This window comes from Hymenobacter sediminis (assembly GCF_003231285.1).
GTDB classification, from domain to species: domain Bacteria; phylum Bacteroidota; class Bacteroidia; order Cytophagales; family Hymenobacteraceae; genus Hymenobacter; species Hymenobacter sediminis.
Window position 1 is genome coordinate 363312 of the sequence record NZ_QKNS01000006.1, and the last position, 19331, is coordinate 382642.

The 19331-nt window shown below is 57.1% G+C and carries 16 protein-coding genes; 14 read left to right on the forward strand and 2 right to left on the reverse strand.

Annotated features, from left to right (window positions below):
* Positions 1-104: 104 nt before the first annotated feature.
* The 4 genes from DNI29_RS17530 to DNI29_RS17545 all read left to right on the forward strand — a co-directional run bounded on the left by DNI29_RS17530 (position 105) and on the right by DNI29_RS17545 (position 5460).
* Entirely contained in the window at positions 105-974 is an 870-nt protein-coding gene (locus DNI29_RS17530; protein WP_110979419.1) for a helix-turn-helix domain-containing protein, read from the forward strand.
* A 435-nt stretch (positions 975-1409) separates the two neighbouring features.
* Positions 1410-2270 carry an SDR family oxidoreductase gene (locus tag DNI29_RS17535; RefSeq protein ID WP_110979420.1) on the forward strand — a complete coding sequence of 287 codons (861 nt, stop codon included), beginning with the start codon at positions 1410-1412 and terminating at the stop codon, positions 2268-2270.
* A gap of 191 nt (positions 2271-2461) precedes the next feature.
* A complete protein-coding gene (locus DNI29_RS17540; protein ID WP_123823302.1) occupies positions 2462-3019 on the forward strand; it encodes a hypothetical protein in 558 nt (185 codons plus the stop codon).
* 458 nt (positions 3020-3477) lie between these two features.
* Complete coding sequence (locus tag DNI29_RS17545; RefSeq protein ID WP_110979422.1) at positions 3478-5460, forward strand: AAA domain-containing protein; 1983 nt, start codon at positions 3478-3480, stop codon at positions 5458-5460.
* Between the two features lie 85 nt (positions 5461-5545).
* Here DNI29_RS17545 and DNI29_RS24215 read toward each other — a convergent pair whose 3' ends face one another.
* Entirely contained in the window at positions 5546-6097 is a 552-nt protein-coding gene (locus DNI29_RS24215) for a hypothetical protein (protein ID WP_123823303.1), read from the reverse strand.
* 209 nt (positions 6098-6306) lie between these two features.
* On the opposite strand from DNI29_RS24215, the gene DNI29_RS17555 reads away from it, so the two are divergent.
* Both DNI29_RS17555 and DNI29_RS17560 read left to right on the forward strand, forming a co-directional pair.
* Positions 6307-7227, forward strand: a complete 921-nt coding sequence (locus DNI29_RS17555) for an isoaspartyl peptidase/L-asparaginase family protein (protein WP_110979424.1) — start codon at positions 6307-6309, stop codon at positions 7225-7227.
* A gap of 310 nt (positions 7228-7537) precedes the next feature.
* On the forward strand, positions 7538-8053 hold the full coding sequence (locus DNI29_RS17560) for an FKBP-type peptidyl-prolyl cis-trans isomerase (protein WP_110979425.1): 516 nt from the start codon (positions 7538-7540) through the stop codon (positions 8051-8053).
* 551 nt (positions 8054-8604) lie between these two features.
* On the opposite strand, the gene DNI29_RS17565 is transcribed toward DNI29_RS17560, so the two are convergent.
* Positions 8605-9222: an acyl carrier protein phosphodiesterase gene (locus tag DNI29_RS17565; protein ID WP_110979426.1), complete on the reverse strand. Its 618-nt coding sequence runs from the start codon at positions 9220-9222 to the stop codon at positions 8605-8607.
* A 102-nt stretch (positions 9223-9324) separates the two neighbouring features.
* Between DNI29_RS17565 and DNI29_RS17570 the strand changes: the two genes are divergently transcribed.
* The 8 genes from DNI29_RS17570 to DNI29_RS17605 form a co-directional block, all read left to right on the forward strand.
* Entirely contained in the window at positions 9325-9834 is a 510-nt protein-coding gene (locus DNI29_RS17570; protein WP_110979427.1) for a pyridoxamine 5'-phosphate oxidase family protein, read from the forward strand.
* Between the two features lie 162 nt (positions 9835-9996).
* Positions 9997-10677, forward strand: a complete 681-nt coding sequence (locus DNI29_RS17575) for a spheroidene monooxygenase (RefSeq protein WP_238388134.1) — start codon at positions 9997-9999, stop codon at positions 10675-10677.
* Positions 10678-11183: 506 nt separating this feature from the next.
* On the forward strand, positions 11184-11993 hold the full coding sequence (locus tag DNI29_RS17580) for a hypothetical protein (RefSeq protein ID WP_123823304.1): 810 nt from the start codon (positions 11184-11186) through the stop codon (positions 11991-11993).
* 112 nt (positions 11994-12105) lie between these two features.
* Complete coding sequence (locus DNI29_RS17585; protein WP_110979429.1) at positions 12106-12585, forward strand: hypothetical protein; 480 nt, start codon at positions 12106-12108, stop codon at positions 12583-12585.
* Positions 12586-12664: 79 nt separating this feature from the next.
* Positions 12665-13258 (forward strand): hypothetical protein, encoded by a 594-nt coding sequence (locus tag DNI29_RS17590; protein ID WP_110979430.1) that lies wholly within the window; start codon positions 12665-12667, stop codon positions 13256-13258.
* A 182-nt stretch (positions 13259-13440) separates the two neighbouring features.
* Positions 13441-15297: a type VI secretion system Vgr family protein gene (locus DNI29_RS17595; protein ID WP_110979431.1), complete on the forward strand. Its 1857-nt coding sequence runs from the start codon at positions 13441-13443 to the stop codon at positions 15295-15297.
* 38 nt (positions 15298-15335) lie between these two features.
* Positions 15336-16172 carry a hypothetical protein gene (locus tag DNI29_RS17600; protein ID WP_123823305.1) on the forward strand — a complete coding sequence of 279 codons (837 nt, stop codon included), beginning with the start codon at positions 15336-15338 and terminating at the stop codon, positions 16170-16172.
* A 51-nt stretch (positions 16173-16223) separates the two neighbouring features.
* On the forward strand, positions 16224-19331 hold a 3108-nt coding region (locus DNI29_RS17605), incomplete at its 3' end, for a DUF6531 domain-containing protein (RefSeq protein ID WP_123823306.1).

Below are 19331 nucleotides of genomic sequence, written 5' to 3' on the forward strand. Positions count from 1 at the left end.
CGGTGCCGGGAGTTTTTGCGCCGACCAGCCTACTTTTCCCGACCTTTTGCCCGACAACCCGGCCCGCGCCAGGCCCTACCCCTTCCCTCTGCCTCAACCGCCCGATGAGCACCCTGATTCCGACCTACCGGCTGCAGTACTTCGTCCGCCCCAACGACGAGGTGGCAGACGTGTTTTTCCTCGACGAGCACACGCACACCGGCGGTCCGCCCCTTGGGGTGCCGTACCGGGGCAATTACTACAAGATTGGCATCTGCCTACGCGGCACGGCGGAGCTGAAAGCCAACCTGGAAACTTACGCCATCGAGCCGGGCAGCCTGATGCTCATTACGCCCCACATCATCAAGGAATGGACGTCTTTTTCCGCTGACCACGACAGCCTGTCGGTTTTCTTTACCCCGGAGTTTATCACCACCCGCAACCACATTCCCGTTGATCATTTTCAGTTTCTGGAGAATGCCACCCGCCATGTGCTGCCGCTTGCAGCCGCGGAGGCGGCTAGCATCACGGCGTCGTTGCGGCTGTTGCAGCAGAAGTTTCAGGCCCCAGCTCCCTACCGCAACCAGGTCATCAAAAGCCTGATTAACAGTCTGCTCTTTGAGGTAGTGGGCCTCTACGACCAGCAGCAGGCGGCGCTCCAGGCCACCCAAACCCGCAGCCAGCTGCTCACGGCCGAGTTCAAGCACTTAGTAAACACACACAGCACCTCCGAGCGCAGCGTGAAGTTCTACGCCGACCACCTGTGCATCACGCCCAAGCACCTCACCGAAACGGTAAAGCAGACCACCGGCAAAACCGCCGGCGAGTGGATTGAGGAAGCCGTGATGCTGGAAGCCAAAGCCCTGCTGCAAAACCAGCAGCTCACCGTAGCCCAGGTAGCCGACCTGCTGCACTTCACCGACCAATCGGCCTTCAGCCGGTTTTTCCGCAACAGCCTCGGCCTCTCCCCCACGGCCTATAAGCAGGCCAGCTGAGTAGCGGTAGCAAGCTGCGAAATAGAGCTAGCTAGTTCCCCTCCTCAGATGATTCTGCGCATCAAGCGGCGTGGGGTTAGGGGTGGCGGATGGGGTAGAATAACTACAAAAGAACGTCATTCCGAGCTTGTCGAGGAATCTCGCTCGAATCGTTGAGTTAGCACTACAACGTCAGCACGCGAGATGTCTTGACAAGCTCGACATGACGTTATGGCTAGTTGTGATGCTGTAATTGCTCTGGTGCTATTGTGTTAAACTCCCACCCTTGAATCCAGGCCGCTTGGGGGAACTAGCCTATAGCTTATGGCTAAGGTGGCTGATACTTCAGGGGGCGCCTGCGCATTCCGCCATTTTGCCCAACCTTCCCGCCATTTTGCTCTTCCCGGCGGCCTGGTCACGGAGCACCTTTGCAGTGTATCCGTAACCCATTTTCCTATGATTCTGATAACCGGCGCTACCGGCCACATCGGCTCCGTTGTTCTGGAGCAGCTTCTGCGCAAGCTCCCCGCCCACCAACTCGCTGCCCTGGTGCGCGACGAAACCAAGGCCACCCACCTGCAAACCCAGGGCGTGAGCATCCGGGTAGGCGACTACCGCGACTCAGCCTCCCTGGAGCAGGCCATGCAAGGCATCAGCAAAGTGCTGCTGGTATCCGGCGGGGCCGACGAAGACGGCCTGCAGCAGCACTACAACGTGGTAGATGCCGCCAAAAAAGCCGGCGTACGGTGCATAGCCTACACCGGCCGCGCCCTCCAGGACCCCGCTACTCTCACCAACCAACTTATGGTGCGCCACTTCCAGACGGAAGACTACATCCGGGCCAGTGGCCTCTCTTACCTGCTATTCCGCAACATTCTGTACATGGACACGCTACCCCAGTTCGTAGGTCCGCAGGTGTTTGATAAGGGCATTCAGCTCCCGGCCGGGGAGGGCCGCGTGGCCTTCGCCCTGCGCCGCGACATGGGCGAGGCCATTGCCAACGTGCTGGCCGATGACGCCTGCGAGAACCGCATCTTCACCTTCACCGGCGCCGCTACCTATTCCTTCACCAACGTGGCCCAGGCCCTGAGCGAGCTGTCCGGCCGGCCCGTGGCGTACACCCCCATTGAAGAGCAAGAGTTCAAAGCTCGACTGCGTACCCAGAGTCTACCCGAGGTAGCGGTAGAGCGCATCACCGGCTTCCTCACCGACATCAAAAACGGCCAGGAATCCACCGTCACCGCCGAGCTGGCCGACTGGCTGGGCCGCCCATCTACCCCGCTGAAAGAGGGAGTGAAGGAGATATTCAAGCTGTGAATAAATAACTCTCGACTTGCACCTAACAATAAAGCCTGGCAATGCTGCTGGGCTTTATTGTTAGGTGCAAGTCGAGTGCGCCGCTGTCATTGTATAAATTCACCATCAAAACCATGAAGGCGTTGCACGAGCATCTGGAATTTTTGGCCAAAATTGTGCTGGCTCGCTCTTAAAATGATTCCTATAACCTTTTGTTTGTTGGCAATATGAGGGGACTTCGACGTTTTTTATTGTTGTGTCTATTTCCATTAGCTTGTTACTCTCAGCAACTCCCCAATGCACAAGCTCAACTATACTATCAAGAAGCTTACCGTTACATCCTGAAAAGCCCGGAACTGAATGAGCTGAAACCATCGTGCATCGCTGTGTTTGACAGCATCGTTTCGCTACCTCAGTCTAATTTCTCTGAGCAATTAAAAAACCACTGGGGCTACGTGGGCACCAAAAAGGAAAGCCAATTGCTGGATTCTCTATTCAGCCTCGATGAGTCAACTTATCACAAACCCTATTATTCACCCATCACTGCCAACTTGACCACCGCATCAGGCGCAGAGAAAGGCTGTCTGGTTATCATGTTCTCTCGCCTGAGCAACAACCTGCTTCTGGCCGAGGTCAGTGACAACCAGGAGGGCGGCTCCGGACGCAAAAGTGTTATTTCTATCTTCGATCAATCAATACTATACCTGTTCATATTCGGAGCAGATAAAAAGATACAGAAACACTACACGCAGATTCTGAGCCATAATTAGTAATTAGACAATTCATTTAGAACCCTTTGCAGAATAGAGAGCAGTTGAGGCCGGTATGCCTCTGTCAAAGTATCACGCTCTTCATCTTCTTTCCGCAAAGCGTTGGGCGCCCAATGACGGCGCTCCTCTCCTAACGGAAGTCTATAATCTGGGAGTGGTATGCTTCTACTATCCCCAGCTCGTCAGCTGTCAGGGGCAATTCCATGCTGTTTCAGCCAATACAAATTGTTCTTCAGACGCAGTATGCCCAGGGGCAATTCCACTTGATTGGTAACAATTGAGCGAGACGTCGAAATAAATTTCTTTAGCGGGCTAACTGATTTTGGAGGATTAGGCATGTTTCTCATGTAGCCCATGACAAATAGAATATAAGCCGCCAAAGTTAAATTTCTCCCCGACCTTCGGCCACCTTATTTCTGTTTTCGTTGTTACCAACGAATCCCAAATACCCAAATCTGTTGGCTGAACAACCTACCTATACTGACCCTTACGCGCTGGAAAAAGAGCTGCGCAAGGTACAGGCCCTCATGAAGCTCGAGCAGCAGGAGGACCTAGAGCAATTCAAAATCAAAAGCGCCCAAGCCACCATTGCCGAGCGCCAAAAGCGGGGCCTCACCTGGTACCCCGTCAAAATAACCTCCGAGGACATTGGCTTCGGCGGCAAGCTGGTTATTGAGCTGGAGCGCCCGGCCGGAGTCGGCGGGCTGCACCTGTTTCAGGTGGGCAAGAACGCGGCCCTGTTCGGAAATATTCCCGGCCGCGCCGCCACCGACCGTCCTACCCTTTCGGGTGTGATTACCAGTGTCAAGCGCAACAAAATCCTGCTGGCAACCACCAAGGAAGACCTTCCCGACTGGGTGGATGAGGGCAAGCTGGGCGTGGACCTAACCTTCGACGAGGTCAGCTACCGCGAGATGGAGTACGCCCTGGGCAAAGTGATGGGCGCCTACGAAAGCCGCCTGGCCGAGCTGCGCGACGTGCTGCTGGGCGCCAAGCCGGCCCGCTACAAACCCGAATCGGAAGCCACGCTGTACTACCCCTCGCCCCTGAACGAAAGCCAGCTGGCAGCCGTGCGCCACGTACTGGCGGCCCAGGATGTGGCCATTATTCACGGCCCGCCCGGCACCGGCAAAACCACCACCCTGGTGCAGGCCATCCTGGAAACCATCCGGCGGGAGCGGCGGGTGCTGGTGTGCGCCCCCAGCAACACGGCCGTGGACTTGCTCACCGAAAAGCTGGCCGAGCGCGGCGTCAACGTCATTCGCATGGGCAACCCCTCGCGGGTGTCGGACCTCCTGCTGGAGCATACCCTGGATGCCCAGATTATGGCGCATAAGAGCTACCCTGAGCTGAAAAGCATGCGCCAGACCGCCGAGCAGTACCGCGAGCAGGCCGGTAAGTTCAAGCGCCATTTCGGCTGGGAGGAGCGCGAGGAGCGCCGTCAGCTGAAAGAGCAGGCTCACCTGCTGCTGCAGGAGTCGGACCAGCTGGAGCGCTACATCACGGAGGACCTCCTGGAGCAGGTGCAGGTGATTACGTGCACGCTGGTAGGAGCCGGCAACCGCGCTATCCGCCACCTCTCCTACGAAACGGTGTTCATCGACGAGGCCGCACAGGCCCTGGAGCCGGGCTGCTGGATTCCGATTACCAAGGCCAACCGCGTGGTGCTGGCCGGCGACCACCAGCAGTTGCCGCCCACCGTGAAAAGCGAGAAGGCCGCGGCCCAGGGCTTGCGCGAAACTTTGTTCGAGAAGTGCATCCGCCGTCAGCCCGAAACGGCCCGCATGCTGGAAATTCAGTACCGCATGCACGAGCAGATCATGGAGTTCAGCTCGGAGCAGTTCTACGAGGGCCGGCTGAAAGCCGCGCCCAGCGTGGCCCACGCCGACCTGCCCGACTACGACCTGCGCTTCGCCCCGGATATGGCCGTGGAGTTTCTGGATACGGCCGGCTTCGGCTTCCAGGAGTTGGGCATCGACGAGAGCCGCTCCATTGCCAACCCTGAGGAAGCTGACCTGCTGCTCAAGCGCCTGGCCCAGCTCCTGGAGCCCTACGACGCCGCCGACCACACCGAGGATCTGCTCACTATCGGGGTTATTGCCCCCTACCGCGCCCAGATCAACTACCTCAAAGATGCGGTGGAAGACAACGATGAGCTGGCAGGCCTGCTAGAGCACCGCATGCTCAGCATCGGCACCGTGGACGCCTTCCAGGGCCAGGAACGCGACATTATTGCCATCAGCCTCACCCGCAGCAACACCCAGGGCGACATTGGCTTCCTCTCCGACGTGCGCCGCATGAACGTGGGCATGACCCGCGCCCGCCGCAAGCTCCTGCTCGTCGGCGACTCCAGCACCCTGGGCTCTCACCCCTTCTACAAAGCCTTCCTCGACTACGTGGAAAGCATCGGGGCCTACCGCACCGCCTGGGAGCTGCAGTAAGTAGTCAAGCTACTTGGTATCAGACACCTGTAGCCGCTGTATGCTCCATAAAGTTGAGTATACAGCGGCTGGAGGTGACGTTTCTTTAAGGCGCGAGGGTTATTGGTTGGAGTGTTGCGGTAGTTGTTTCAGTAGAAATCCAGCCCTTAATTTCGTATAGGTCACTAAAGAATCGTCTGTTTCCAGGCAGCTCCGAAATCGTTTGGTAAGCCACGTTGAAGTAATACCGTTGGTTCTCTTGGTCATAATGCCCGACTCCATCGCCAATTTGTTTGACCTTATGCTTGGAGCTATTACCGAAGTAAAGTAACTGCAACTTCTTGATGGAATGTTTTTGCGGATCCAGCTGAACCCGCATCTGCAATGTACCCAGTGAGTCCTGCTTGCAAAGTATTGTAGCCGTGTAAATAGAGCCTGTCGCTATAACGTTGGATAGCTGCACTTTCCGATAAGCAACTGTTGAATCAGGCCATAATGTCGTGGCCTGTCCAGAATTAGCTGATATAAGCTTCCATTGTGAAGCTTTTTGAACGCTAACTTGATTTTTTCCGACCAACAATCCTGCAGAAGCCTGAGTACTGCACCCAATCAATACAATAGAGAGGCCGAACAAAAATGATAGGATGAATCCACGCATAGTAGTGCCTATTTAGGGCATAAAGCTAGACATAACCAGCTTGGCCTTGGCAATCCACTTCTAATCAAATTGACAGTTAAGTAATAAATCTTTATTACTGCTCTCCGTATTTTCCCCCGTACCCCGTACTAACACGGAAAAGCCCCTTCGCTACGAACGGGGCTTTTTTTTGTGCGTACCACCGCTACCACCCTACCCCTTCCCTCGCTATGAAAACCTACACCATTGTACTTCACGGTGGCGCTGTCACGATGGACCCCGCCAAAATGACCCCAGACCTGGAAGCCGCCATTCGCCAGGGGCTGCAGGAGGCGCTGCAGGTCGGCTGGGAAATCCTGCACCGGGGTGGCTCTGCGGTTGAAGCAGTAGAAGCCGCCGTGTGCAGCATGGAAAACAATGAACACTTCAACGCGGGCCGAGGTAGCAGCCTCAACAAACAGGGCGAGGTTGAAATGGACGCCTCTATCATGGACGGCCGCACCCTGCGGGCCGGGGCCGTAAACAGCGTCCGCTACGTGAAGAACCCGGTTAGCCTGGCCCGTGCCGTAATGGAGCGGTGTGAGCATGTGCATATTTCCGATGAAGGAGCCGTGGAATTTGCCCTGCAACACGGCTTGACCATGGAAGCCGTGCATTACTTCGAGACAGAAAAGGCCCGCAAAGAATGGCTGGAAATCATTCAGGACGAGGAAAAGCAACCCCAGGAGCACGACACGGTGGGCGCCGTGGCCCTCGACCAGGACGGTAACTTGGCCGTGGCCACCAGCACCGGCGGCATCGAAGGGCAGTTGAAAGGCCGCGTCGGCGACAGTCCCATCATCGGGGGCGGCTCCTATGCGGCCAACGAAGCCTGCGCCGTGTCCTGCACCGGCGACGGCGAAGTAATTCTGCGCGGGGCCCTTGCCCACGAAGTGTACGCCCTGGTGAAGTACCGCGGCCTAAGCGCCCCCGAAGCCTGCCGTGAGGCCGTGCAACTCCGCGATGAAGACCTGAAAGGAGACAAAGGCTTCATTGCCATTGACAAAGACGGCAACGTGGCGGTGGAAAGTAATACCAACATCATGCGCTGCGCCTACCGCATTGGAGAACAGGAACCCTTCGTGACCGTGTGGCGCGAGGAACTGAAGTAGCGCCCCTACCCCCTCAGCAGTGCGCAAACCCATCAGCCCGTTGGTCTGCATCAGCGCAGGCCAACGGGCTTTTCGCTGGAAAGTGGTTGAAAACGGCTAAACCAGGAATGATTCGCTCAGCGGTAGTGCGCGGCGCCGCTTAGGTTTTGGGTACATGCTGGCCATGCCAAAATTTTACAAAGGCCCTCACAGCCGCTCAAATGGCAATACCGGCAGCCTAGGCACCGACAAATCCGGGCTATTTCCGTAACTAGCCTACCGAAACCCAATTCTCCACTTCCAGCCCCGGACGTCCTTGTCCACCCGAAGTATGGCCCAAATCAGCGAAAACAAAGTCGTTACCATCACCTACGACCTGAGCGTAACCGACGAAAATCAAGAGAAAGTCCTTGTGGAATCGGCCGAGGAAGATGCCCCCATGGTATTTCTGTTCGGCCAGAGCGGCCTGCCCGAAGAGTTCGAGCGTCAGCTCGATGGCAAGCAGGCCGGCGACTCGTTCAGCTTCTCCCTCACCCCCGAGCAAGCCTACGGCGACTACGATCAGCAGGCTGTGGTGGACATCCCGAAGAACGTGTTCGAAATCGACGGGCAGATTGACGAGGAGATGCTGCAGGTCGGCAACTTCCTGCCCATGGCCGACAACCAGGGCCACCACATGCAAGGCAAAGTAGTGGACATCGGCGCCGACTCGGTGAAGATGGACTTCAACCACCCCCTCGCCGGCATGGTCATGCACTTCGACGGCAAAGTAGCCGCCGTCCGCGACGCCACCCGCGAAGAACTCGACCACGGCCACGTCCACGGCGAAGGCGGCCATCATCACTAGGCCTATTGCGCTTATGATCGTTAAAGAAAACGGGGCCAAGTAGCCCCGTTTTTTTCGTTTGTAGCAGATGCAAATCGGGGTGTTACCTTACTAAAACAAAAAAGGTATTGCACGATAAACTCTATCCCACATAAATAATATTTACACCTCAGTATTATTAACATGAGTTTTACTTACGCATCTTTTTTAGCCGAAAGTAAGACAATATTACCAGTACCAATGGAATACATAGGATTAGCAACAAGAAGTAATCTATAGCTGTTTCCCTTGCCATGTTATATTCAGATGACCAGGCGTGTACTCCAATAAAAAGCAGCAAACAGGCTATACCTACAGCTACTCTAAAGTTTACGACTTGATGCTTTTGTTTAAGAAGTAAGAAGAATATTATATAAAGCCCGACGATAGGAACTGCCCTAACCAGGAACAATAAAAATGATAAAGGATCGGAATTAAGTAGTAATAAGATATGCATGGTGATTAAAGCTAATATGAATTTTTAGTGATTATAATGCAATGCTATTTGCTAGGCAAGTAGTGAGTAACAAAGTTCACCTCTTCCATTTATTATCCTCTACCGCCGCCCGCAGCTCCGGCCAGAACTCCTGAAAATCTACCTCATATGCGGGCAGCTCCGCCAGAAATGCAGCGCCTCCAGTAGCTAGCACCGCGGCGGCGGGCACCCGGCGCGAGAGGCCCAAGAGGGCCCGCTCCAGGCCGGCGGGGTGGGCGTAGCCGGTCAGCCAATCGTGCTGGCGCATATAGTGCAGCATTTCCTGCAGGCGCTCGGGCAGCTCGTGGCGGCGCTGGTGGAGCAGTGCGTACAGGCGCTGGGCGAAGGCAGGCAGGGGTTCGGCCGTATCGGGGTGGTAGTGGGCAAAGTCGCGGGCCAGCAGGTGGTCGTAGCCCACGTCGGCCACTACCCCGGCCCACTTGCCCAGGCCCGCCGCCCGCAGGCGGGCGGTAGTGCGGCGCACGGCCGGGTGGGCATCGGTAAAACTGTCGATAAAGCGGTGGAGCCGAATGCCTTGCTGCACGGTTTCGGGGTAGGCCAGCAGGCCGGCGCGGCCGCGTACGGCTTCGGCGGCGAAGTTGCCCACTACTATGTCGGCGTAATGCGGGGTAGTGGCAGGAGAGCCGGAAAGCAGCAGGTGAGCGAGGAAGTTCATGGGCGGGGGTACAATGGGCAAAGATGGCACAACTGAACCTTCGGGCGCGGGCCGCGTATTTCCTGAACCATCCTACTCTACCAAAACCAAAACCTGAACATAATGGCTGAGCAAGTTGCCCAAAGTCACGACGTGACCAAGCTGATCGAACGAATCCAGGATATTAAAATAGCTATGCTAACCACCGCCGACGCGGAAGGTGGCCTGCATAGCCGCCCCATGTACACGCATAAGCCCGAGGCCGACGGCATCCTGTGGTTTTTCACGGAGAAAGATTCGGCCAAGATTTATGAGGTGCGCAAAGACCAGCACGTAAACCTGGGCTACTCCAAGCCCGAGGATAACCTGTACGTTTCCATCTCCGGCACGGCTTCGGTGCTTACAGATCAGGCTAAAATCAAGGAGCTGTGGAGTGAAGGCCTGCGCGCCTGGTTCCCAAAAGGCCCCGAGGACCCCAATATTGCCTTGCTGCGCATTACTATTGACCGCGGCGAGTACTGGGACCAGCCCAGCAACGTGCTGGTGCGCGCCTTCGGCTATGTGAAAGCCGTAGCTACCGGCGAGCGGTACCAGCCTACCGGCGACGAGCACGCCAAAGTGAACCCGAGCTAGAAGGGCTACCCCCTCTAGCATGGCAAAGGCCGGAAGCAATTCCGGCCTTTTTTGTTGTTTCGTACTCGCTCCTGGCAGCTTTTCGGCAGACCTTCGCTATTATTAATGAAGGCGTAGGTTGTGCCGAAAAACACCAGGCCATTTCGTTAACTCTTTTTTCAGGTGCTCACTACCCTTTCCATTCTCACCCTCCAGCCCGACCAGAAGCGGTGGGGATTCGCGCAGATGGGCACCGCCCAGCGGCCTTTGCAGCAGGTGGCTGGCCTACAGTTTCAGAAGCTGCTAGGGAGTGGGGCCGGCGGCTTCGGGGCGCTGCCCAATCTGCGGCGCTACGGATTTATGGCCGTGTGGGAGTCAGAAGCGGCCGCCGCCCGGTTCTTTACGGAGCACCCCTTGTGGCAGCAGTACCAGCAGCGCACCTCTGAAATCTGGACTGCCGAGTTAGCCCCCCTGAAGTCGCACGGGCTTTGGGACGGTGTAAATCCCTTCGCCTACCCCACCGAAGCCGTCGAAGCCGCCGGCCCCGTGGCGGTGCTTACCCGTGCCTCTATCCGGTGGCAGAAAACGCCGCGCTTTTGGCGTTATGTAGCTCCTACCAGCGCCACCGTAGCCCACGCGCCCGGCGTGCAGGCCGCCATTGGGCTGGGCGAGCTGCCGGTGGTGCGCCAGGCTACATTTAGCCTCTGGGAATCCCAGCAGGCCATGCAGGACTACGCCTACCGCAGCGAAAAACATAAGCAGGTTATCAAGCTCACGCGCCAGGAAAACTGGTACGGCGAGGAGCTGTTCGCCCGGTTTCGGGTGGTGCGCACCGAAGGTACCTGGGACGGCCGAGTGCTGTAACGGGCGCTAGCGTCAACAACTTTTGCCCACAGTCTGCACTCTAGTTGAAGCAGCCCGGCTGAGTTGATTTTTATTGGGGGCCCCTACCTCAATTTTACACACTAACCCGCCTGCTTAGCAGATAGCTGCCTTGGAAGCAGAAAATGTGCTTAACCGGCTAAAACAAGGTTTTACAGAGCGTTATCACCTGTTCAGCTAAACCTACGCTGTGCGTTAGGACTTAGAGTTACCGTGCCTTTTGCGAGAGGCTTACCGCAAAGTTTTCTATCTTGGCGAGCTACCATATTATTGATATTACCTATGATTTGTCCAGTTGCCTCTTTACAGAAGCGTATTGCCACGCATTACCGTGCGCAGCCCTCAACTAGTGTAGCCGTTTGGTGTTTTACCCTCTGTTACGTAGGCAAAGTGTTATGCTCCGTTTCTGAGGCCAGTTGATATCAACGGGCAAGTGGTTTTCTTTTCAAGGACAATCAACCAGGATTTTACGCTAGACTTTGCATCCTATGTATAGCTTCACTCTTATCCCTGGAACCGTTTTTGATGCTGAGGGCGGTCCGGCCGGCGAGCCGTATGCACCGGGAAAAGCATCTTCCTCTACCAGGCATGGCCGCTTCGTGATTGGCAGCGTAGGTCCACATATCAGCTCTGGTCGGTGGCCTTTCTCGGTAGTGCCTTGGGGAGCCGATATCCGTTTGGATGCTAAAGGCTACGTGGAGGTGTTCATGCAGGGTAAGTGGCAACACCTGCATACGCTACCAGTCTGGCGGGATGAATTCCTGAAAAACCCGGCTGGTGCTCGTTATACTCTGGAAAGGCGTTACGAGGAATTAGTAGATTTTACAAAACTCGTTTTTAATGTCCGTTCACTAACTGGACAATGGAAGGGTGATCTTCCTACTAAGTGGATTTTCAACGACTTTGGCAGTGTATCCATCAAGTATTTCGTTGACTATAACGGCAACCGGAAGTTAGACTCGGTATCGAAGCCAGGCAGGAAGAAGGAAGAGATACTGAGTGACTTTTTGCACACTACTTCCAAGTTTGAAATGGTAACCTTAATGAATCGGGAATTGCAGCGCAAAGAAACCATGCTCCTGGGCGTGTCACATGGCTGCGTACATATGGTTCCTGATGTAATGCAGAACTGGATTAAGAAGGGCATTCTGAAAGTGGGGGCTGTACTGCAAATTCATGAGTATGCTGTAAGCCTGGTTCCCCGTGGCTTCGAAAAACCCGAAGGCAGCGTGGGGCAGGAAATACACTTCTTTCCGGGGGCCAAAAAAATCGCCCTGTATAATGTGACCAAAAAGTAAGTCACCAATGGCCCGGCCCAGCAGCTTATTTATATACAGCCTATTGAGTGCCTTTGCAGTTGGATGCGGCCAGACGCAGAAATTCACGCCCGTTGCGCCATCTCCCACCCATATGCCGAGCGTAGTAGAAGTAGTGGGGCACTATGCCGTGCAAATGGCAGAGGGCAAACCACTTTCCACCCCAAAAAGCAAATGGTATGGTGGTGATACCGTGCCCAGCTTTACCCCAGATAGCTCCTCATATATCCTCACCTTGAACGCCTGTGTAGTGCAAGCCTATCTGGATGAAGAGCAACGCATGAGGACGGTTTTTATCTCGGCGCTAAGGCCCTCACAGGATACGGTTACCTTAGCTGCCCTACCCAAACCTGACCGCTTGTTTCGGTTAGGAGAGCTCCGGCGCATCTTTGGACCAGGGCAGATCAGGCCAGCTATGCTTACCAAGCAGGAAGAATGGAGACGGTATCCGGTGGAGTTCAGCTTTCTGCTTTCTACCAAAAGCCAGGAGGCGAGCATTTGGGCCCTGCTACCGACGCCGGAGTACGCTGACTCAGCTATGGTGCACTCTATTTCCCTTTTTGCGCGAGAGTAAGAGCAGCAATAGGCATTTAGGCACTGGCTTCTATAAGGAATTCTTCACGTTTACTACTAACGAAATGGTATTGAACAGGATGAAAGCATACATAATCCCGCTGGCTCTGGGGCTATTGGGTTGTGGTACGGCTACAGAGTCCGGCACCAAGCCCTCTACCACCCTTGAGCAGCCGGTGAGCCTGCTTTCCATTGTAAATCGGTATGCGTCTCAAATGGCCAAAGGCACCCCTATCACCAATCTGCGGAGCCAGCAGCTGAGTAGACACGATTCGCCTCCTCAATTCAGTCCCGATAGCACTTCGTTTACTCTAATATCCGGCCCTTATCGCATTCGGGTTGATCTGAATCAGCAGCGCCAACCCGATTACGTTTTCATTTCAGCCCATCATCCGGTTCCTGCTACCCCCGCTGCTACAACTAACCCCTACAGCTTCTCACCCCCTGCTGACCGGCTGATCCAGTTGGGTGAGCTGCGCCGGGTTTTCGGCCCGGGCAAGACGGGACACGTTATGGAAGTAAAAGAAGCCCCCTGGCAACGCCACCCTATTTCGTTTAACTACCAGCCCAACCCCAACGCCCGCAAGGTGGTGGTCGCGGCTACCCTGCCCAGCTCCCACTTCGCCGATTCCTCCATGGTGCACGCCATTGGGTTATATGTAGCTTCCCGGTAGCGGAACAGCCGTTGTCGGCTGCCACCCGACAACAACCGGTTTTCACAGTTGGTATCCGGCGAAGAGGTAGGGACTCTAAGTCTGCTGATTCTCTTACCTTACCGACCATTTTTACCGCGTACCGTTAGCATAACCCTACCCTCCACCCAACGCTAGTTGTTGCACATTCCTTCCTCACGTATATGGCACTACAGGTAGATACCCGCATTCAGATTGGGGGTAAAGAAATTCTGGAGTTTACCAGCTTATCCATTAGCCAGTCGTTGTTTGGGCACCATCATTTCAGCCTGAATATCCCTTTTGATCGGCTGGAGGGTAACACCGGCACCTTCCTCTCGAGGGCCCATAAGGAGCTGTGCGGCAAGAGCATCACCATCTCGTTCGGCACTTCCGACGACCTATTAGGTGCCTTGGGCAACGGCGGCAAAACCGACTTCGACTTCACCTTCCAGGGCATTGTCACGCAGATAGAGGTAGGCAACCAAGGCGACCTGACCGGCTCGTTCCAGGTGCAGGGTTACAGCCCTACCTACCTGCTGGAAGATGCCCCCGTGCGCCGCACCTTCCTGAAGCAAGGCCTGGCGGCTATTTTCAAGAAAGTGCTCCAGCCCTACCCCGCCGACCTGCTGGCCCTGCGCGCTCAGCCCAAGCACACAGCCCCCATCCCCTACCTGGCCCAGTACGACGAAAGCAACTTCGCCTTCCTGCACCGCCTGGCCGCTCAGTACGGCGAGTGGTTCTACTACGATGGCAAGCAGCTGCAGTTGGGCCGCCCTACAGGCCAGGAAATCGACTTTGTCAGCGACGGGGTGCGCGCTTCCTTTAACCTGAACATCTCGCTGCGCCACTCGGCCTTCGTGGTGTCGCAGTACAACCTGAAGCAGCACAAAACCCTGAAGTCCACGTCGGCCTCGCAGAGCGTGAGCTGGCTGGGGCAGAACCCGCTGGCCAGCTTTGCTCTCTCGGAGTCGGAGCGGCTGTTCCCGAACCCCATGCAACTGCCCTCCGTAGTAGCCCTCGACAGCCAAGCCACCGCCGAGCAGGTAGCGGCCCGTTATAAGTCGCAGCACGCTACCAACCTGGTAAGCTGCAACGGCTGGGGCGAGAACCCCGACATGCAGCTGGGTAGTGTCATTAATGCCTCGGGGGTAGGCCTGGGCAGCTACGTGGAAAGTGAGGAGTCGTTTGGCAAGTACTTTATCACGTCCATCGTGCACACGGTGGATGAGCTGGGCAACTACACTAACATTTTCGAGGCAGTGCCCTGGTCCTCGGAGCACCCGCCCCTGGGCCCTTACCGTGCTCAGCCCGTAGGCCATCCTGAGCTGGCCGAAGTATTTGATTTGCAGGACCCCGAGCGCCTGGGCCGGGTGCGCGTGCGCTACTACTGGCCCGTAGAGAAGCCCACCGACGCCGAAAGCGACTGGGTACGCATCAGCACGCCCTACTCTGGTGATGGCAAAGGGCAGCTGTTCACCCCGGAGGTAGGCTCGCAGGTGCTGGTGGGCTACGAGCACAACCGCGCCGAGCAGCCCCTGATTCTGGGCAACCTGTTCCACCCCAGCAACAAGCAGGGCGCCAAGTACACCAACCCCCAAAATAACCTGAAGGGCCTGCAGACCGCCGGAGGCAACAAGTTCGTGATGACCGATACGGCCGGCCAGCAGAAGATTGTCATCTCCAACTCCAACAACAAGGGCACCGCCATGGAAGTGGGCTTCAACGGCGACGGCAGCATCACCATCAAAAGCAACGGCCCGGTAACGGTGCTGGGCTCTACCATCACGCTGGAAGCCGGTGATAAAGGCGAAATCAAGATGCACGCCAAGAATATCACGATGGAAGCCGAGAAGGAAATCAAAGTTACCTCGGCATCCGAGAGCATTGCCCTGAAAGCAGAGAAAGATATTACCGCCGATGCTACCGCTAAAATGAAGTTTAGCGCCAAGGAGAAGAGCGTTTCTACAACGGGCAAGATGGAAATCAGCAGTGGTGCCACGGTAGATATATCGGGCAGTACCGTGAAAATCAACGGGTAGCGCCGGGCGTTTCCTAAGCTTGTACTTTAGCTTCTGCTATGACGTTGTCATTTCCTTTGGTTCCTACCCCCCAAGACTACACCGTAACGGTGCAGACGACCAATCTGCTGGGAAATCTGCTCTACGAAAACACGCGCCGTACAACCTTCCGCAAGCAGCCCCTGCAGCAAACCGCCGAAGGCTGGCTATATGAGGTGTCGGTGCTGGATTTCACGCAGACGGAACTCCATGGCCAGGCCCAGCTTGATGCTGATACGACCGAGCTTCGGCGCCGCCTTCTTATCGAAACGGATGCTACCGGTGGACTGCTGCGCGTCTGCAACAAACCGGAACTGCGGGCCCAGTGGGCCGACTTGGAGCCAAAGCTGCTCAAGAAATACCGCCGCTCCGACTATATAACCCCGGGCATGGTAGCGGGTATTGGCCAGGTACTACACGGCGATGGGTACCTGGAAGATATCCTCCGGCGCGGCTACGAGTACGGCAGCTTGTTTCCGGCCCTGTATAATCAGGCCTACAGTGAGGAGCCCCTACCCGGCCGCCCCCGCACCATTGCCCGGTTTTTGGGTAACCTGGACCTACCCCTCCAAACACAGATAACCCGTCAGCCCCAGCCTCCCGCCGACGTGCAGCTGGGCTTGGTGGTGAAAGGACAGGTAGACACGGCGGCCTACCCAGCTGAAGCAGCGCGACAAGCTCTGCGCACCCTAACCGACCAATATGACCTGGACACCACCCTGCGGAGCCAGCACCTCGAGAGCTACGAGTTTGACCATTACTCCGCCCTGCTTAACGCAGCCCAGTTTACCGTTTACGGGGTAGAGGGCGTGTTTATGAGTAAAACGGTGTGTACCCTACAGGCCGCCCGGGCCTGATAGCCCACTTTATCCCACCTATCATCCTTAGAGGGCTTAGCTTGATTTATTATGGCCAAGAAATATGTTCCCGCCGGCGTTTTTCTGACCTGTGACAAAGGAACGCTACCCGCTACCTTCAACGTCACCTTCAACGCTCGCACTTCCATCTACGGCCAGAATCTGGCTACCGACCTGGATAAGATACCCTCGGTCAACGTTCCGCCGATGGGGGTGTGCTCTATCACGAAGGGTCCCTGCCTGGTAGTACCCATCACCTGGAGCCCGGTCAAGAATGACGTACAACTCGGACCGGCCCACTTATTACTCGAGGACTCTAAACTACAGTGTGGCCTGGGCGGAAAGGTAGGCATTCACTTCAGCCTGGCCGCCGCCCAGGCCGCTTGTGCTCCGCCCCCGGCACCCGAAAAAAGCCTGGCCGATCAGGCCGATGATTTCCTTAAAACCCTGGGGCCGGTTGGCGACATTGGCCGCTTCCAACTGGGGGTAGCCGAAGGCGTTTGGGAAGGCGGCAAGGGCCTGGCCGAAGGGCTTTGGGGCCTGGCCAAGGGCGGCTGGGATGCCGTAACTCACCCCGTAGATACCGCCAACGCCATTGCCGAAGGTGCTACCAACGCCTACAAGTGGGCTGGCGACTCGCAGAACTGGTCTAATGCGGCCAGCAGTGCGGGGCAAGGCATCAGCAACGCAGCGGCCTGGGCCAGCAACGGCGAGAACTGGCAAAAAGTGGGTGATAAGCTACAGAACATGTCGCCGCGCGACTGGGGCAACGTGACCGGGCAGGTCGCCTTCGAGGTAGGCCTGACTGCCGCCACGGCCGGCGCCGGCACCGCCCTGAATGCAGCGGCCAAAACCAGCCGCGTAGCTCGCATGGCCAGCCGCGCCGCCCGCATTGCTGATGTGGAAGGCCATGTGATGAGCCTGGCCAGCCGCGCCGCTCGCTCAGCGGCCGGCAAGCTAAAAGTCATGGGCAAGGTAATGACCGGCGCCAAGAAGGCCCGGCGAACCGAAAAGGCGGTAGCTAAAGCCGGCGCCAAGGCTCGGAAACTGGAGGCGGTAGAAGACTGCGTCGGCCCCAAGAAGTGTACTCGCGAAGGCCACCCCGTCGACGTGGCGGCTGGCCTTGTGTTTACTGAAGCGGTTGATTTTGAGCTACCCGGCCCCATTCCCTTCGTGTGGGAGCGAATCTGGTATTCGCGCTCCACTCACCAAGGGGCCCTAGGCCACGGTTGGCATCACCGCTACGATCTGGCCCTGACCGTGGAAGAGGATGGCACCCTGGCCCTGCGCATGGCCGATGGTCGCTTGGCCCTGTTTAACGCTCCTATCGGGGAGGCGGGCAGCTTCAATCGCACGGAAAAACTAGAGGCATTTGGTAACGCAGCGCAGGGCTTCCGCATCTGGAACAAGGAAGAACGACTCTGGTATGGGTTCGATTCGCAAGTCGTCCATGACGTGTACCTGCTCCGGGCCGTGGAAGACCAGAATGGCTTTGCTATTCGCTTTTCCTACACCCCTCAGGGATTCCTTAGCCGCATAACCGACAGTGCTGGCCGTCAGCTGCGAGCCGACACGGACTCACGCGGCCGCCTGACGGCCCTGCACGCTCCCCTACCCAACCCGGGTGCTGAAGGCACCTTCGCAGCGGTGCGCTACGAGTATTCTGCGGAGGGCGATATGGTCAAAACCACCGACGCGCTGGGCCATGCCATGACCTTTGCCTACGAGCACCACCTGCTGGTGCGCGAAACCAACCGGGTGGGCCTGAGCTTTTACTTCCAATACGACGGCACCGGCCCCGAGGCCCGCTGCCTGCGCACCTGGGGCGACGGGGGCATTTACGACACCCGGCTGCGCTACGAAAGCCCCGAGCATACAGTCGTCACCAACTCGGTGGGCTACACCAAGCACTACACCCACCACAACGGCTTGGTCGTAGTAATGCTCGATTCATTGGGCGCCGTGCGCCAGTGGACCTACAACGAGGACACCGACCTGATGCTGGAGCGTGACCCGCTGGGCCAGGCCACCAGCTACGAGTACGATGCCCGCGGCAACCAGACGCTGGTCGCGTATCCGGATGGTGCACGGGTTGCCACGCAATACAACGACCAGGACCTGCCCGAGCAGCTGACCGACCCGAACCAAGCCGTGTGGCAGTGGCTCTATGATGCCAACGGCAATCTGGTAGCGCGCACCGACCCGGCCGGGGCTACCACCCACTACACCTACAACGCCCAGGGCCAACTGCTGGACCTGACGGATGTGGCCGGGCAAACCACGCATTTGCGCTACGACGGGCAGCACAACATCAGCCACGTCGTGACGGCCAGCGGGCAGATCAGCTCGTACCAATACGACCAGCTAGGACGGCTCACGCACCTGACCGATGCGCGCGGCAACGTACGCCGCCAGCACTACAATTTGCTCGGGCAGCTTATTGCCGTGCGCGAAGCCGACGGCACCGAGCAACTCTTTACCTATGATGGGGAAAGCAACGTCCTACGTGCCCAGGACGCCAAACGGACAGTAGAGTTCCGCTACACGGGCCTCAATCAACTGGATACACGTACGGAAGCAGGCTTGCAGGTCGCCTTTGCTTACAATACGGAAGGGCAGTTGACCGGTGTAGAGAATGAACAGGGCGAGCAGTACCGGTTTGAGCTGGATGCCGCCGGACAGGTAGTCACCGAAATCGGGTTCGATGGACTCACCCGCCACTACCAGCGCGACGTGGCCGGCCGCGTAACCGAAGTGCAACGCCCAGCCGGCCGCTTTACTCGTTACGAATACGATGCCGCCGGCCGGGTGTTGACTGTCAGGCACAATGAGGAAGCGCCCATCACGTACACATACGCACCCGATGGTGCCCTGGGCGAAGCCCACACCGCGGAAAGCACCGTGGTGCTAGAGCGCGACGATCTGGGCCGGGTGTTGGTTGAAGTACAGGGCTCGCATACCGTCTCGTCGACCTATGATCAGCGTGGTCAACGAGTTCGGCTCCACTCCTCTTTAGGAGCTGACCTAGCCTTGGAACGCAATGCCCTGGGCGAAGTTACTCAGGCGCGGGCCGGCAGCTGGCTTAGTCGCATCGAGCGCGACGAGCAGGGTCTGGAGCTGCAGCGCACGCTCAGCGGCGGGGTGCAGCAGCGCTGGCAC

Bases quoted from the DNA above. Each gene is read 5' to 3' on its own strand.
- DNI29_RS17530 (WP_110979419.1), top strand. From the start codon at position 105: ATGAGCACCCTGATTCCGACCTACCGGCTGCAGTACTTCGTCCGCCCC.
- DNI29_RS17535 (WP_110979420.1), top strand. From the start codon at position 1,410: ATGATTCTGATAACCGGCGCTACCGGCCACATCGGCTCCGTTGTTCTG.
- DNI29_RS24215 (WP_123823303.1), bottom strand. From the start codon at position 6,097: ATGCGTGGATTCATCCTATCATTTTTGTTCGGCCTCTCTATTGTATTG.
- DNI29_RS17555 (WP_110979424.1), top strand. From the start codon at position 6,307: ATGAAAACCTACACCATTGTACTTCACGGTGGCGCTGTCACGATGGAC.
- DNI29_RS17560 (WP_110979425.1), top strand. From the start codon at position 7,538: ATGGCCCAAATCAGCGAAAACAAAGTCGTTACCATCACCTACGACCTG.
- DNI29_RS17565 (WP_110979426.1), bottom strand. From the start codon at position 9,222: ATGAACTTCCTCGCTCACCTGCTGCTTTCCGGCTCTCCTGCCACTACC.
- DNI29_RS17570 (WP_110979427.1), top strand. From the start codon at position 9,325: ATGGCTGAGCAAGTTGCCCAAAGTCACGACGTGACCAAGCTGATCGAA.
- DNI29_RS17580 (WP_123823304.1), top strand. From the start codon at position 11,184: ATGTATAGCTTCACTCTTATCCCTGGAACCGTTTTTGATGCTGAGGGC.
- DNI29_RS17585 (WP_110979429.1), top strand. From the start codon at position 12,106: ATGCCGAGCGTAGTAGAAGTAGTGGGGCACTATGCCGTGCAAATGGCA.
- DNI29_RS17590 (WP_110979430.1), top strand. From the start codon at position 12,665: ATGAAAGCATACATAATCCCGCTGGCTCTGGGGCTATTGGGTTGTGGT.
- DNI29_RS17595 (WP_110979431.1), top strand. From the start codon at position 13,441: ATGGCACTACAGGTAGATACCCGCATTCAGATTGGGGGTAAAGAAATT.
- DNI29_RS17600 (WP_123823305.1), top strand. From the start codon at position 15,336: ATGACGTTGTCATTTCCTTTGGTTCCTACCCCCCAAGACTACACCGTA.